The sequence below is a fragment of the Mycobacteroides sp. PCS013 genome (assembly GCF_049532645.1).
Taxonomy (GTDB): Bacteria; Actinomycetota; Actinomycetes; order Mycobacteriales; family Mycobacteriaceae; genus Mycobacterium; species Mycobacterium gwanakae.
This window is the reverse complement of sequence record NZ_CP150131.1, coordinates 1,421,632-1,436,527: the sequence shown is the minus strand read 5'-3', so window position 1 is coordinate 1,436,527 and position 14,896 is coordinate 1,421,632. Positions and strand designations below refer to the sequence as shown.

Genomic DNA, 14,896 nt, shown 5'->3' with positions numbered 1-14,896 from the left:
GTCATATGAGCAGCGGAAGGCGATGGGACCGGCGCTGGCGCGCCCTGTGCGGGCTACTGGGCGGCGTCCTGAAGCGCGTCGTACGTCGCGGCGGTTAACCGGTGGTACGCGCCGGATTCAGGGTCCAAGTACCAGGTCTGGCGTCCCGGTTTCGGCAACCCCGATTCGCGAAGGTGTGTGGTGGAAGGGCGATAGGTCGCGCTGAAGGGCAGATTGGGTACCACCTTGACGATGTCCGGCCGTTCCGAGATCGGCACGGATACGAAGGCCTCCGCGAGATCCGCCGGCGATATCGCCTCGCCGGGGCGAAGCACCACAGCGGTCACCGCGACGCTGGCCTCGCCGGACTCCACCGGGTATGTCGCAACCAGATCGATTGCACTCACCGAACCCAGTGCGTGACTGGTGGCTTCGGCGTACACAACGCCGTGTGCGGTACGGATGGCGGTGTTTCGGCCGTCGAGCATCCAGAAATCGCCGTCCTCATCGCGGCGGAAGAGAGATTCCGACGACACCCAGGTATCGCCAGGCGCGAACACGCCGCGCCGAACCGCAGCAGCCGGATCCACATCACCGGGCGGCTTCGCCAAGAGCAGACCGACCTCGCCGGGCTTGGCGATCTGCACGAACCCGTCCTCCCCCTCGATGATGACGTCGTCGACGGGGTCGTATGCGGCGAGCCGAACCTTGCCGCCGCCGGGCAGTGGCCGCCCCTTGCTGCCGATTTTGGTACCGGACACGTTGGCCAACACCGCTTCGCCGTCGGTCGTCGCGAAGAACTCGACGACATGGGCGGGTGCGAATCTCTCGGTGACGCGCCGCCATAGCCCCGACGGCATGCCCGATCCGATGAACAACCGCACCGGGTGGTGCGCCCCCAACGCCAGCGAAGGATCGTCGATGACCTCATGCATCATCGCCCAGGTGTAGGACACCACGGTCACGCCGTACTGGTGGATCTCCTGGACAAAACGATCGGGATTGAGCCCGCGCGACAGCGCAATTCGCGCGCCACCGGCCACCGCGCCGCCCAGGCTCACCAAGAGGCCGGACTGATGATGCAGTGGCGTGAGGCAGTACACGGTGTCATTGGACGTCAGCGCGGCGGCCGACGCGGTACCGAATGCCGACAACGCCCACCGGTGGTTGGTGATCTGCTTGGGCACCAGCCGGGATCCGTATCCGCTGAACATCACGAAAGCCAGATCGCGAGCCTGCCCGGGGTCTGGCCGGTACCAGCCGGGCAGCTCGACGGCATCGGGGTCGATCTGCTCCATATCGATGATCGAGCCGTCGTCCGGAATGGACAGATCGCGCGACTCACCACCGCCAAGTACCAAGATATGCACGGGAAGGCCCTGTGCGACAGGAAGGTTCGGCGGATCGGTGAGCAGTTCGGAAATCTCCCCCAGCTTCACCGCGACTTCCAGGTCCGCATCGGGCGGCAGCAGCACAGCCACGGCCCCCAGGCGGGACAGCGCGGCGATCGCCACCAGGGCGCTGGGCCGGGTCTCCATCAGGACACCTACCCGGACACCTTGCCGCACACCCACCTGGATGAGGCCCCGGACCACGTTGTTGATGCGGCGGTCCACCGCCTCATAGGTATGCACCCGGCCGTCGAACAAGAAGCTCTCACCATGAGGAGTGCGGCGCGCCTGTTCGGTCATCAACCGGCCCAGCGAGATTCGGGTGTGATCATGGATCTGGCCCAGTCGCGTCAACCGTGGCAGTGTACGAACCGCCTCGACGGCAATGGATTTCACCGACTTGTTGGCAGCCGCGGCGGCCGCTCCCGCGGTGCGGGCGGCGGCGATGGCGACCTCGGTGGTGGTGCTCAAACCGTGGGCGACCCGAGACGTGAGTGGCACACCACCGCCGTCGAGCTGACCGCTTTCGTGCTCATACATGAGGTCGACCGCCGGGGGTTTGGACGCCTCGCCCTCACGCCATTGCACCCACTGGCTCACCGTCGGCCAGGTCTGCGCCACCGCGGTCGAGCCGACCACCAGACCGAAGTGGCCGGCGCGGATGAGGTATTCGTACACGTCGGCCTTCGGCGCGGCACGCAGGATGCCGCGCACCGAGGCCGGCTGTCCGATGTCGTCGACCTCGCCGACCACTGCCAGCACCGGGCAGGTGATGTCGCTGAGCGTGACCACGCGATCGTTGACGGTGAAGCCGCCGGTGGTCATCCGGTTGTGCACCACGAACTGGCGCAGCAGCTCCGCGATCGCGGGCCCGGACCAGGCGATCCAGCCCTCGTTGGCCAGGAACTTGCGCTGCTGCTCGCGCGGGAGCAGCGCATCGCGGTCGTGTAGCTGCCGTAGGAAGTCGAGACGGCCCTTCACCGTCTTGACCGGGTCCAGCATCTGGAACCCGATGCGCGCCGACCACGCCGGAATGGAGAACCGGCTGAATATGTGGTCGGCCATGAACTCGGCGATATCGGCCGAAAGCCCCGCGGGCATGCCCATGGGCATGGCGGCGTTCGCGTCGACCGGCGAACCGAAGGTGATGATGCTCGCGATGGTGCGCGACTTGCGCAGTGCCGCAGTCTGATAGCAGAACATGCCACCCTGTGAGTATCCGGCCAGGTGTACCTGACGGCCGGTGATCCGATGCACGGTTTCGATGGCGTCGCTGACGGCCACCACGTGATCGGACAGGGTGCGCTCCATGCCCCCGGCCATCCGGTCGGGGCTGCCGAAGTCGATGACCCACGGATCGATGCCCTCACGGTGCAGGATGCCGACGGCGCCGCCGTCCTGGGTCACGTCCCACATGTCGGCGGCCATCATCATCGGGTGCACCATCAGGACCACGGGCCCGGCATCTTCGGCGCCGGAGGACCCCGGTGCGAAGTAGCGGCGCAACCGGTACATGGGGACGCTCTCGATGATCTGGTGCGAGGACGCGGTGCTGCCGGTCTCGAGTCCACCGAGACGCAGGACCTCCAGCCCGTTCTGCGCGGTGGCGGCCAGGCGGGCGACGGGCTTGGTCAAGGAGGAGAGATTGAAGGACACAGCTGCTCCTTAGGTACCGATCATCCGCGATATTGCCCAGGTGAGGGCCTGCATATCCTGTCACAGCGGGCGCATCGGGCTGACCGAATCCCAGCCACCGGATCGGAAGCGACGCCGTGATACGAGGCTCTACGATGGCGCGGTGGGGAATCTGTTGCTGCGACCGCTGCGCCTCTGGGTGATGTACCTGCCTCAACTGGCCGCTTGCTATCTGCTGGGCCTGTTGGGGCGCAACATCGTCATCGAGCTGGCGGCCAAATATGCGTGGAACAACTATCTCGTGGTGGACCTACTGATGCCCTTCGCGGGTCTGGCCCGGCTGGGGTCGATCATCGCGATGTTCCTGGTCCTGCGCTCGGCGATTCCGGTGCTGGCGGCCATGCCCAGGATCTCCCTGCGCAATGTCGACATATTCGCCAATGTTGTACTGCCGTTCTTTGTTATCTACCTGGCGTGGAAGATGTTCCAGGACGACTGGCTGACCTACGAGCAGAAGGCGATGTGGCACCGCGTGGGCGCCCACATGACGACCGGCACCAAGGTGGTCAACTTGGGGGACGTTCCGGTGACGAATTACGTCTGGGTACTGATCGCCGGTGCATTTGCACTACGGCTCGTACTGAACCTCAAATTCATCAAGAACAGGCTGCCCGGGTGGTTTGTTTTCATCAGGGTGTACTTGGATGCCTTGTGGGTCTTCCTGGTGTTGTCCTTCTCCGCCAGCAAGGGCGTGAACTTCTTCCTGAGCCCATCGGCCTGGTTCAAGGACCGCCGCATCGTGGTCTGGTTTGACGAAATGCGCAGCGAACTGTTCTCGCATTTTCGCCCTTTGGAGGTTCTCTGGGGCTTTGTTAGTGACGCGTGGCATATCGTCTGGGGAGCAGCGGCCGTACCGCTGATCTGGCTGGCTATCGCCGGCATCATTTATGGCTCGTCCAGTAACGCCAGCTGGCGGGGAGTGCTTCGGCGGCTGGCGGGTATTGACAGCCAGGTGGTGGCGAACAGACTCGCACCCACCCGAGATCAGGTCCAGCGTCGGGTGACTAGCAGGGTGTCCGAGCAGACCAGGGGTAAGGCCAAGGATTGGCTGCTCTCGCAGTTCGGCAGCGCTAAACCTATTGTCGATTCGGCGCGCCTGGTGTTGCACGGAGGACTAGTCCTGCTGTCTGGCTATGTACTGGTGTATCTCTGCTTGGCATGGCTGGACATGTCCGACAGTTTCCTCACCACGCAAATGCAGGTCGGCGGATATCTGACCCGTGGTTTTGCCTGGATATTGGGCCCACATCCGCTGTCGTTCTGGAATGGTGTCGCGCCTATATTGACGGCGATTTCAGGTGTTCTTGTTTCCTCCCTGAGGGTATGCGTCATCGCATCTGTCTTCGCCCATTGCGTCGAAAAGGCAGAGGCGGAAGCGGCGGCGCTACATGACAACGAGGTTGTCGACTACCCAGCCGAATCGGAAGACGCTCTCGCGGCAAATCCCGTTGTCGCCGATCGGTGAACTAAGACAGCTCAAATCTGACCAAGATTTGGGCACCGCCACCTACGGGGTTCACCAGGTCGACAGCGGTCATGGTCACATCGTCGGGCACCAGGAAACTGAACTGAAGGTTTCCCGGTTTGTCGCAGTGATCGACGACGCCATCTGGGGGCGTCACCGTATACAACAGGAACGGAGCCTCCGGCCACTGATGCTCACCGTCAGTGATTCTTCCGTCACAGAAGAAGTTCTGAGGAACGGGGCCGGAGCGTTCTATCGTGACCACCGCCAGTTCCGCCCCTTTCGGAATGACCCCATTGGCTCCGTGCGGGGCTTTGCCGAGGTGCTTCACTCCGGCGAGGCGCCACGTCTGTCCGTATGCTTCCCCGGACTGCCCGGTCGCAATCACATGGAGTGGGACCACACTCGCTCGATAGTCCCGCCACGAATCACGGAACGAGACAGCCCATACCCCGGAGAACACCGCGATCACAATCACTCCCGCGACGGCATTGCGAAACCACAGGCGCGAACGTAACGGCAGTTGGTCCGGGGCGTGCTCGCGTCGGTGCCGCGGGGCATCGGTGCTGGTTTGCATTTCGCTCATTGCTTGCCCACCACCGTTTTCGGAAGCGCGATAACGGACGCCCGGGGTGCATGCTCGTTGTCGAGCGGAATATCGATCACGAGCCGTGAATCCCACTTGTACTGTCCGGCGGCGTAGAAAATGTACAACTTCGCTGAGCGGGCATCCTCAAGCGCACTTGAGCTGACCTCGAAAACAAAAACGCCAGTTTCGGGGATCAGCGGAGTCAGACGTGCACCCAGTAACGTGGATCCCTCAAGTCGGCTGTCAGGTGTGTAGCCCTTATCGCCGAGCGCCAGTATCGCGTCAGCCTGTGAGGCCTCCGTCATTGATGTGATGGTGAGTTTGACGACGACCCATTGACCGGCGGACTTGATGTTTCGCTGACGCGGAGAAAAGCCGGTGTGTTTGACGACTGGCCCGATCCCGACCTTGGTCACCGTGGCCGAGAACAACCGGCCGGTTACCGAACTTCCCATCGTGCCGTGAACATCAAAGGCATTTTGAGTCTCGGCGGCTGAAGGAAGGCGATTCCAGACGTAGACGGAGGCAGAAAGTAAAACAGCCACCACCGCAGCCGTCACGGATACGCGCAGAAGCGGCGAGGAGGCCCGGAAAGGCAAGAGTTTCTTCGGGACGTTCACGAAGACACCTCCACAGGCACACTGGTGGTTGCGCTCTTGCCGTCATCAACCCAGCCCTCGCCATAGAGCACCAGGCCACGGCTAAATTTCCGGTATGGCACCTGAACCGACACCGTGGATCCGGGTAGTACAGCGGCAGAAGGGACGCTCCACACCACCGCCACCTTCTCGGTGATATCAGGTTGCAGCCCGACCAAAAAGCTGCCGTCTTCGATCCGGAGAGTCACGGCGCGCTGGCCCTGGAACTGAGAAATGTCTTGTACATCGGGCACATTCGGCAGGGAAAACTGGCTGCTGACCACGTCGACGCGATCGGAGTTGTTGGTGACCTCCGCGAGGACCGCAAGATACATGCGTCCCGGCTTCTCTTTTGCGATCACCGCTCCACCGCCGACGATTTCCGATCGCAGAACGGCCTTTTGCACAGTGATGGTGAATTCACCATTGTCGAAAGGCTTGCCAAGATCGAATGTCTGCGGAGTCTTGTCCACGGCGTCCAAGCCACCGAACCCGGCGGTCGTCGCAATCGCGAGCACTGTGACCACATGCCACATCTGCACGAACTCAAGGTCGTTCCACCACGTACGGACCCAATCGATGGTCCGACCGATCACACCATGTGGTGCCGACCGCGTTGGGCTCTCCTCGATCGCGACGCCGGCCTGCGGCGGTTCAGTGCCCACCGGGCGGCGCCACGCCGCGTTCGGGTCGTCCGGTATATCTCCCCCCGGACCGGGGCCCGACGATGTCGGGTCCGGCTCGCCGTCCATGGCTGGATATTAGCGGCTCTGACCGCGCAGCACGTTGAGACGGGCCAGCACCAGTTCACGCTGCTCAGCAACGCGTTCCGGTGCGGTGCCGCCACGGGCACTGCGGGAGGCGACCGATCCCGTCGTGGTGAGCACGGCGCGCACCTGTCCCGTCAGGTCCGGGTGGATGGCCGCGAGTTCGGCATCGGTGAGATCCTCCAGGCCGGCCCCGCGGGCCTCGGCGACACGAACCGCCTCCCCTGCCGCCTCATGCGCGACGCGGAACGGTACGCCCTGGCGCACCATCCACTCGGCCAGATCGGTGGCCAGGGTGAACCCCGCCGGGGCGAGGGCCGCCATGCGCTCGGTGCGGAACCGCAGGGTCGCGACCAGGCCGGCCATCGCGGGCAGCAGGAGTTCCAGCTGCGCCACCGAATCGAACAGCGGTTCCTTGTCCTCCTGCAGATCACGGTTGTAGGCCAGCGGCTGCGCCTTCAAGGTGGCGAGGAGGCCGGTGAGGTTTCCGATCAGGCGCCCCGATTTACCGCGGGCCAGCTCAGCAATATCAGGATTCTTCTTCTGCGGCATGATCGAGCTACCGGTAGACCAGGAATCGTCGAGTTCGGCATAGCCGAATTCTGTTGTGCTCCAGAGAATAATGTCCTCGGAGAGGCGCGACAGATCGACGGCGATCATGGCGAAGACGAAGGCGGCCTCGGCCGCGAAATCGCGGGCCGACGTCGCATCGATCGAATTATCCATGGCCGCAGTGAATCCCAGATCCAACGCGATGGTGTCCGGGTCCAGGCCTAGCGAGGACCCCGCCAGTGCGCCGGCCCCGTAGGGTGAGACGGCCGTACGCCGGTCCCAGTCGACGAGTCGGTCCACATCACGCAGCAGTGGCTGTGCATGCGCGAGCAGATGGTGTGCCAGCAGTACCGGTTGCGCGGCCTGCAGATGAGTCTTGCCCGGCATAATCGCCTCGGGATGTGCACCGGCCTGATCGGCCAGGGCCTGCACCACGTCGAGCACGCCGTCGGACACCCGCCCGGACGCATCGCGCAGCCACATCCGGAACAGCGTGGCCACCTGATCATTTCGGGAGCGACCGGCGCGCAGACGACCACCCACATCGGCTCCGACACGTTCGATGAGTCCGCGTTCGAGAGCGCCGTGCACATCCTCGTCGGTGTCGGCCGGCACGAACTGTCCCGAAGCGACGTCCCGGTCCAGCTGTTGCAGCCCGTCCACCAAGGCCGACAGTTGCTCATCGGTCAGCAGATCGGCCTTGCGCAACACCCGGGCGTGTGCGATCGACGCCCGAATGTCGTACGGCGCCAGCACCCAATCGAAATGAGTCGACTTGCTCAGTGCTGCCAGCGCGGGTGCGGGCCCGCCGGCGAACCGGCCACCCCACAGCGATCCCTCGTTGGTGCTCACTTGCCCGACAGGTCCCGCTGTGCGGAGATCTTCGACGACAGGCCGTGGATGTGCACGAATCCCTTGGCGCTCGACTGATCGAAGCTGTCGCCCTCGTCGTAGGTGGCCAGGTTGAAGTCGTACAGAGACTCGGCGCTGCGGCGACCGTTCACCGCGATGTTTCCGCCATGGAGTACCAGTCGAATGTCACCGGAGACATGCTGCTGGGTGTCCGCGACGAACGCCTCCAGTGAGCGCTTCAGCGGCGAGTACCACAGACCGTCATAGACCAGCTCGGCCCATTTCTGGTCGGTGTGCCGCTTGTACCGGCCAAGCTCACGCTCCAGGGTGACGTGCTCGAGCTCCTCATGCGCGGTGATGAGGACCATCGCGCCTGGGGCCTCATAGATTTCACGGCTCTTGATGCCGACCAATCGATCCTCGACGACGTCGAGACGGCCCACACCCTGCGCCCCGGCACGCCGGTTGAGCTCCACGATGGCTTCCAACACGGTGACCGGGTTGCCGTCGATCGCGGTGGGCACACCCTTGTCGAAGGTGATGATCAGCTCGTCGGGTGCGCCCCAGTTGAGGGTCGGGTCCTCGGTGTAGTCGTACACGTCCTTGGTCGGGGCATTCCAAAGGTCTTCCAGGAAACCGGTTTCCACCGCACGGCCCCATACGTTCTGGTCGATGGAGAACGGCGACTTCTTCGTCACGTTGATCGGGATCTCGTTCTCGGCGGCGAACGCAATGGCCTTCTCGCGGGTCCATGCGTAGTCGCGGACCGGAGCGAGCACCTCCAGATCCGGTGCCAGCGAGGCAAATCCGACCTCGAAGCGCACCTGATCGTTGCCCTTGCCGGTGCAGCCGTGCGCGACGATCCCGCCGCCATGCTCGCGTGCGGCGGCCACCAGATGCTTGACGATCAACGGACGGCTGATCGCCGACACCAGCGGATAACGATCCATGTACAGCGCGTTGGACTGCACGGTCGGCAAGCAGTACTCGTCGGCGAACTCATCGCGGGCATCGACGACAACCGCCTCGACGGCGCCACAGTCGAGGGCACGCTGGCGCACCACCTCCATGTCCTCGCCGCCCTGGCCGAGGTCGATGGCAACCGCCACCACCTCGCGGCCGGTCTCCTTGCCGATCCAGCTGATCGCTACCGAGGTGTCGAGCCCGCCCGAGTAGGCCAGGATTACGCGGTCACTGCTAGTCATGTCGTCTCTCTCTTAAGCAAGCTGTTCGAACTGTGCGGCGAGCTGGGCTCCGGTCAAGGGTTCGCGGGCGATCACCGCAATGGTGTCATCCCCCGCGATGGTCCCGACAACGTCGGGCAATGCGGCGCGATCAATCGCGCTGGCGAGATAGTGCGCAGCACCCGGCGGCGTGCGCAGTACCGCGAGATTACCGCTGGCATCCGTGGATACCAGCAGCTCCCCCAGCAACCGGGAGAGCCGGTCGGTGCCGCCGGACACTCCACGCACCGGACTGCCGTCCTCGGGCACCACGTACACCCCCACTCCGCCGTCGGCAGCGCGAAGTTTCACGGCACCGAGCTCGTCGAGATCCCGGGACAAGGTGGCCTGCGTGGTTTCGATGCCCTCGGACGCCAGCAGCGCGGCCAGTTCACCCTGGCTGCGCACCGACTGGGTCGACAGCAGCGCCACGATGCGCGCCTGCCGCCCCGCTCGGGTGTCGGCGGCATGTGAGGCTGTCATCGCCGCTGCTCCAGCAGCCACACCAGCAGGGCCTTCTGGGCGTGTAGACGGTTCTCGGCTTCATCCCACACGGCACTGCGCGGGCCGTCGATCACCTCATCGGTGATCTCCTCGCCGCGATGCGCGGGAAGGCAGTGCAGGACAACGGCTTCTGAATCCGCCAGCCCGAGCAGATCCTCGTTCACCTGGAACGACCGGAACGGCCGCACCCTGTCGAGGCCGTCGTTCTCCTGTCCCATCGAGGTCCACGCATCGGTGACGAGCACGTCGGCACCGGTGGAACCGGTTCGCGGGTCAGCGGTCACGGTGACGGACGCACCGGTGTGCGCGGCGATCCGCTCGGCTTCGGCGACGTACTTACCATGCGGTGCAAACCCATTGGGCGCCGCAATCGTCACGTGGATGCCTGCCGTGACGCCACCGACCATCAGCGAGTGCGCCATGTTGTTGGCCCCGTCACCCAGATACGTCAGTCGCAATCCGGCCAGCGAGCCCTTGCGCTCGGCCAATGTCTGCAGATCCGCGAGCACCTGGCACGGGTGAAAGTCGTCGGACAGAGCATTGACAATGGGGACGGAGGCGCCGCTCGCCATGGCGGTCAGGCGTTCCTGTGCGTAGGTGCGCCACACGATGGCTTCCACATAACGGGACAACACCTGTCCGGTGTCTTCGAGGGTCTCCTCGCGCCCCAACTGAGTGGTGCGGCTGTCGACCACCACGGCGTGCCCACCCAGCTGCGCTATGCCCATCTCGAAGGAGAACCGCGTCCGGGTCGAGTTCTTCTCGAAAATGACGGCGACCCCCTGCGGGCCCTCGAGCGGCCGCCGCGAGAACGGCGCCTTCTTGAGTTCGGCAGCCAGCGTGAGGACTTCGGCCTGCTCGGCAGGTGAGAGATCGTCGTCCCGCAGAAAATGTCGGATGCTTCCCGCCGGGTTCATGCCAGCTCCTGTTCTGCTGCGGTGTCGAGGATGCCGGGCAGCGCGGCGACGAACTCCTCAATCTGTTCATCGCTGAGGATCAGCGGCGGGGCCAAACGCAGCACGTCGGGCGCGGCGGCGTTGAGCAGGAAGCCGGCCTCGCGCGCCGCTGTCTCGGCCGCCTTGGCACGTTGCTCGTTCAGGACGATTCCCAGGAGCAGACCCGCGCCGCGTACCCGCGCGACCAGCGGATGGTTCAGCCCTTCGATGGCATGGCTCAACGACTTCCCGGCCGCGGCAGCGTGATCGACGAGGTTCTGCTCATCGAGAACCCGCAGGACCGCCAGGGCCGCGGCGGCGCAGACGGGATTGCCTCCGAACGTGCTGCCGTGCAGCCCCGGGGTGAGCAGCTCTGCGGCAGCTCCGGTCGCGATGCAGGCACCGATCGGCAGACCGCCGCCGAGCCCCTTGGCCAGGGTGACCACATCGGGAGTTATTCCCACCTGTTGGTGTGCGAAAAATGTTCCGGTGCGGCCGATTCCGGTTTGTACCTCATCGAGCACCAGCAGCGCGCCGTGGCGCGCGGTGATCTCACGCACCCCGGCGAGATAGCCCTCTGGTGGAACCACCACCCCGCCTTCGCCCATGATCGGTTCCAGGAAGACGGCTGCGGTGTCACCGTCGACAACCGACTCGATGGCGGCGAGATCGCCGTACGGTACATGAACAACCCCCGCCGGCAACGGCTCAAACGGCGCCTGCTTGGTCGGCTGGCCGGTGAGCGCCAGCGATCCCATGGTGCGGCCGTGGAAGGCACCTTCGGCCGCTACTACCTTGGTGCGCCCGGTAAGCCGAGTCAGCTTGAACGCGGCCTCGTTGGCTTCGGTGCCGGAATTGCAGAGGAACACCCTGCCCGGAACTCCCAGCCGAGCGACGAGCGCCTCGGAGAGCTCGAGGCCGGGGCCCGTCGCATACAGATTCGAGGTGTGGCCGAGCGTCGAGAGTTGGTGCGTGACGGCATCGATGACGGCCTGGTTGCGGTGACCCAAGACGTTGACGGCGATGCCGCCCAACAGATCCAGGTACCGCTTGCCGTCCACATCGGTGACGACGGCCCCGTCTCCCTCGGCGAGGACGACCGGCGGTGTGCCGTAGTTGTTCATCATGACGTGTTCCCAGCGCTGCTGGGTATCGCTGGTGTTGCTCATGATTGGCTCCTGACAAGTGTCCCGACGCCCTCGTCGGTGAATAGCTCGACCAATACGCAATGCTCGACGCGCCCGTCGATGATGTGGGCGCTGGGCACCCCGCCGTCCACCGCCCGCAGACATGCCTCGACCTTGGGAATCATGCCCGATTCCAGCCTGGGCAGAAGCCCGCGCAGATCCTCGGCGGCGATAGCGGTCACCAGTGATCCCCGATCCGGCCAGTCGGTGTAAAGGCCCTCGATATCGGTGAGCATCAGGAGACGCTCGGCGCCAAGGGCCTCGGCGAGTGCGCCGGCGGCGGTGTCGGCGTTGAGGTTGTGCACCACGCCATCCGCATCGGGGGCAAGGGTAGATACCACCGGGATACGTCCGGCATCGATCAGGTCAAGGATCGCTTCCGGGTTCACCTGTGCCACATCGCCGACCAACCCGATATCGGTCTCGACGCCATCTACGGTCGCGGTACGGCGCACGGCCGTGAACAGCTGCGCATCCTCGCCCGTGATCCCCACCGCGTACGGCCCGTGGCTGTTGATCAACCCGACAAGCTCACGGCCAACCTGACCGAAGAGCACCATTCGCGCGATGTCCAGCACTTCCGGTGTGGTGACCCGGAAGCCGCCCTTGAACTCTCCGGAAACACCAAGCTTTTTCAGCATCGAGGTGATCTGCGGGCCGCCGCCGTGCACGACGACGGGGTGGATGCCGCAGTTGCGCAGGAACACCATGTCTTCGGCGAAGGCGTTCTTGAGCGCATCGTCGGTCATGGCGTTGCCGCCGTACTTGATCACGACGATGGCGCCATGCAGCTTCTTGAGCCATGGCAGCGCCTCGGCGAGCACGCGCGCTTTCTTGGGAGCCTTCATGAGCTGTACGCCGAATTCTCTTCGACGTAGGCATGCGAAAGATCGGTGGTCCGGATGGTCGCCCGCTGATCCCCCGCGCCGAGGTCGATGAGTACCTCGACATCCGGCCCGGACAGATCGATCTCACGAGCGCCCGGAGCGCCGGTGCAGTTGGCGCATACCAGGTTTCCGTTGAATGACACCGTGACGCGATCCGGGTCGAGGTCTATCGGGGCCATGCCGACCGCGGCGAGCACTCGGCCCCAGTTGGGGTCGGAGCCGAACAGCGCGGTCTTGACAAGGCTGTCGCGCGCCACCGTCCGGGCGGCGGACACCGCGTCGTCCTCGGTGACCGCTCCGGTGACGGTGATCAGGATCCGTTTGGTGACACCCTCGGCATCGGACTGCAGCTGCGCGGCGAGGTCATCGCAGACCCGTGCTACCGCCGCAGCGAATTCCTCTGCGTCAGGTGTGATCTCGCTTGCCCCGGAGGCCAGCAGCAGCACAGTGTCGTTGGTGGAACAGCTGCCGTCGACGTCGAGCCGGTCGAAGGTGCGCGCGGTAGCCGCCCTCAACGCGGAATCCAACTGCGCGGCGGGCACTGCGGCGTCGGTCGTGATGACCACAAGCATGGTGGCCAGGGAGGGCGCCAACATGCCCGCGCCCTTGGCCATGCCGCCCACTGTCCAGCCGGCCTTATGATGCAGCGCAACCTCTTTCGGCACAGTGTCGGTGGTCATGATGGCGTGCGCGGCGTCGGTGCCACCGCCCAGGCCACCCGCCAGCTCGTGCACGATTTCCTGCACCCCGGCCAGCACCTTGTCCATGGGCAACCGGTCACCGATGAGTCCGGTGGAGCACACGGCCACCTCGACGGCCCCGGTCTCGGTGCCCCAGTCGCTGAGCGTCTTGGCGACCTCCTCCGCGGTGGCGTGGCTGTCCTGGAATCCGGCCGGCCCGGTGCATGCATTCGCTCCACCGGAGTTGAGAATGACGGCGCGCAGCCGTCCCGTGGTGAGAACCTGCTGCGACCACAGCACGGGCGCGGCCTTGACCTTGTTGCGGGTGAACACCCCCGCCGCGGCGTAGTCGGGCCCCTCGTTGAAGACCAGGGCAAGATCCGGCTTGCCTGAGACCTTGATTCCGGCGGCGATTCCGGCCGCTTTGAAGCCGGCGGGCGCGGTGACGCCCTGCGTCCGAACTAACGGCGAGTTGTTCTCGGTCATGGTGCTACCCCCACGATGGATAGGCCGTCGCCCTCGGGCCAGCCGAGTGCGAGGTTCATGGATTGAATCGCGGCTCCTGCGGTGCCCTTCACCAGGTTGTCGATCGCCGCGATCGCCACCAGCACGCCCGCATCGGGGTCGACGGCCAGCCCGATGTGCGCGGCGTTGCTCCCGGATACCGCCTTGGTGGTGGGCAACTGCCCCTCGGGAAGCACGTGGATGAACGGCTCATCGCGGTATGCCTCCTGATATGCGTCCCGGATCTCGGCCAGGGTCGCACTGGTTGGCGCCGTACACGTAGCGAGGATGCCGCGGGGCATGGGGATGAGTACGGGCGTGAAGGAGACGGTGACCGGCTTGCCCGACGGATGATTCAGCCCCTGAGCGATCTCCGGAGTGTGCCGATGCGCGCCGGCGATGTTGTAGGCGCGAGCCGATCCCATGACCTCGGAGGCCAGCAGGTCGGCCTTGGGGGCGCGTCCGGCGCCCGTGGTGCCACTCACCGCGACCACGGTGACCGTCGGATCCACGAGTCCTGCGGTGACCGCAGGAGATAACGCCAACAGTGCTGCCGTCGGATAGCAGCCCGGAACCGCTACACGCTTGGTGCCGTGCAGGGCCGCACGTGCACCGGAAAGCTCTGGTAAGCCATACGGCCAGCTCCCCGCATGTTTCGAGCCGTAGTAACGCTGCCATGCGGCGGCATCGGTCAGCCGGAAGTCGGCGCCACAGTCGATGATGAGGGTCTGCGGCCCCAGCTCGTCGGCAATCTTGGCCGAAGACCCGTGCGGCAATGCCAGGAACACCACGTCATGCCCCCGCAACAGCTTGGGATCGGTGGGCTGTAGTTTGTGGTCAGCCAACGGCGTGAGATTCGGGTGATGCTCGATGAGGCTGCTGCCGGCGTTCGAACCAGCCGTCAGCACCCCGATGCGCAGGCGGCCCGCGGCGTATGCCGGATGTGCGAGCAGCAGGCGCAGAATCTCACCGCCGGCATATCCGCTGGCACCGGCGACCGCGACCGAGAACCCAGTAGTCATAGCCGCAATTCTGTATCATTATGCAG

Annotated in this window: 13 protein-coding genes; 1 reads left to right on the top strand and 12 read right to left on the bottom strand. The window is 64.9% G+C overall.

Features of this window, described 5'->3' with window-relative positions; translation table 11 throughout:
- Window positions 1–53 precede the first annotated feature (53 nt).
- Entirely contained in the window at window positions 54–3,026 is a 2,973-nt protein-coding gene (locus RHO23_RS06920) for an acyl-CoA synthetase (RefSeq protein ID WP_057963946.1), read from the bottom strand.
- A gap of 181 nt (window positions 3,027–3,207) precedes the next feature.
- On the opposite strand from RHO23_RS06920, the gene RHO23_RS06915 reads away from it, so the two are divergent.
- Window positions 3,208–4,530, top strand: coding sequence for a hypothetical protein (locus RHO23_RS06915; RefSeq protein ID WP_423489187.1), 1,323 nt, complete (start codon window positions 3,208–3,210; stop codon window positions 4,528–4,530).
- Window position 4,531: 1 nt separating this feature from the next.
- On the opposite strand, the gene RHO23_RS06910 is transcribed toward RHO23_RS06915, so the two are convergent.
- The 11 genes from RHO23_RS06910 to argC form a co-directional block, all read right to left on the bottom strand.
- A complete protein-coding gene (locus RHO23_RS06910; RefSeq protein WP_423489186.1) occupies window positions 4,532–4,861 on the bottom strand; it encodes a hypothetical protein in 330 nt (109 codons plus the stop codon).
- Window positions 4,862–5,112: 251 nt separating this feature from the next.
- The gene (locus RHO23_RS06905) at window positions 5,113–5,739 is read right to left on the bottom strand and encodes a hypothetical protein (RefSeq protein WP_423488850.1); all 627 of its coding nucleotides are present in this window, start codon (window positions 5,737–5,739) and stop codon (window positions 5,113–5,115) included.
- The gene (locus RHO23_RS06900; protein WP_423488849.1) at window positions 5,736–6,509 is read right to left on the bottom strand and encodes a hypothetical protein; all 774 of its coding nucleotides are present in this window, start codon (window positions 6,507–6,509) and stop codon (window positions 5,736–5,738) included. The genes RHO23_RS06905 and RHO23_RS06900 overlap by 4 nt, the downstream gene beginning before the upstream one ends.
- A 9-nt stretch (window positions 6,510–6,518) precedes the next feature.
- Window positions 6,519–7,928 carry an argininosuccinate lyase gene (gene argH / locus RHO23_RS06895; protein ID WP_070921922.1) on the bottom strand — a complete coding sequence of 470 codons (1,410 nt, stop codon included), beginning with the start codon at window positions 7,926–7,928 and terminating at the stop codon, window positions 6,519–6,521.
- Window positions 7,925–9,133 (bottom strand): argininosuccinate synthase, encoded by a 1,209-nt coding sequence (locus tag RHO23_RS06890; RefSeq protein ID WP_030098040.1) that lies wholly within the window; start codon window positions 9,131–9,133, stop codon window positions 7,925–7,927. The genes argH and RHO23_RS06890 overlap by 4 nt, the downstream gene beginning before the upstream one ends.
- 12 nt (window positions 9,134–9,145) lie before the next feature.
- Window positions 9,146–9,634, bottom strand: coding sequence for an arginine repressor (locus RHO23_RS06885; RefSeq protein WP_423488848.1), 489 nt, complete (start codon window positions 9,632–9,634; stop codon window positions 9,146–9,148).
- Window positions 9,631–10,572 carry an ornithine carbamoyltransferase gene (argF, locus tag RHO23_RS06880; protein WP_064408719.1) on the bottom strand — a complete coding sequence of 314 codons (942 nt, stop codon included), beginning with the start codon at window positions 10,570–10,572 and terminating at the stop codon, window positions 9,631–9,633. Before argF ends, RHO23_RS06885 begins: the two co-directional genes overlap by 4 nt.
- Window positions 10,569–11,759, bottom strand: a complete 1,191-nt coding sequence (locus RHO23_RS06875) for an acetylornithine transaminase (RefSeq protein ID WP_423488847.1) — start codon at window positions 11,757–11,759, stop codon at window positions 10,569–10,571. The genes argF and RHO23_RS06875 overlap by 4 nt, the downstream gene beginning before the upstream one ends.
- Entirely contained in the window at window positions 11,756–12,625 is an 870-nt protein-coding gene (gene argB / locus RHO23_RS06870; RefSeq protein ID WP_030098044.1) for an acetylglutamate kinase, read from the bottom strand. Before argB ends, RHO23_RS06875 begins: the two co-directional genes overlap by 4 nt.
- Window positions 12,622–13,830 (bottom strand): bifunctional glutamate N-acetyltransferase/amino-acid acetyltransferase ArgJ, encoded by a 1,209-nt coding sequence (argJ, locus tag RHO23_RS06865; RefSeq protein ID WP_423488846.1) that lies wholly within the window; start codon window positions 13,828–13,830, stop codon window positions 12,622–12,624. Before argJ ends, argB begins: the two co-directional genes overlap by 4 nt.
- A complete protein-coding gene (gene argC / locus RHO23_RS06860; protein WP_030098046.1) occupies window positions 13,827–14,870 on the bottom strand; it encodes an N-acetyl-gamma-glutamyl-phosphate reductase in 1,044 nt (347 codons plus the stop codon). Before argC ends, argJ begins: the two co-directional genes overlap by 4 nt.
- Window positions 14,871–14,896: the final 26 nt, after the last annotated feature.

Coding starts and splice junctions, on each gene's coding strand:
- RHO23_RS06890 (WP_030098040.1), bottom strand. CDS start 9,133: ATGACTAGCAGTGACCGCGTAATCCTGGCCTACTCGGGCGGGCTCGAC.
- argF (WP_064408719.1), bottom strand. CDS start 10,572: ATGAACCCGGCGGGAAGCATCCGACATTTTCTGCGGGACGACGATCTC.
- argJ (WP_423488846.1), bottom strand. CDS start 13,830: ATGACCGAGAACAACTCGCCGTTAGTTCGGACGCAGGGCGTCACCGCG.
- RHO23_RS06900 (WP_423488849.1), bottom strand. CDS start 6,509: ATGGACGGCGAGCCGGACCCGACATCGTCGGGCCCCGGTCCGGGGGGA.
- argB (WP_030098044.1), bottom strand. CDS start 12,625: ATGAAGGCTCCCAAGAAAGCGCGCGTGCTCGCCGAGGCGCTGCCATGG.
- argC (WP_030098046.1), bottom strand. CDS start 14,870: ATGACTACTGGGTTCTCGGTCGCGGTCGCCGGTGCCAGCGGATATGCC.
- RHO23_RS06875 (WP_423488847.1), bottom strand. CDS start 11,759: ATGAGCAACACCAGCGATACCCAGCAGCGCTGGGAACACGTCATGATG.
- RHO23_RS06915 (WP_423489187.1), top strand. CDS start 3,208: ATGTACCTGCCTCAACTGGCCGCTTGCTATCTGCTGGGCCTGTTGGGG.
- RHO23_RS06885 (WP_423488848.1), bottom strand. CDS start 9,634: ATGACAGCCTCACATGCCGCCGACACCCGAGCGGGGCGGCAGGCGCGC.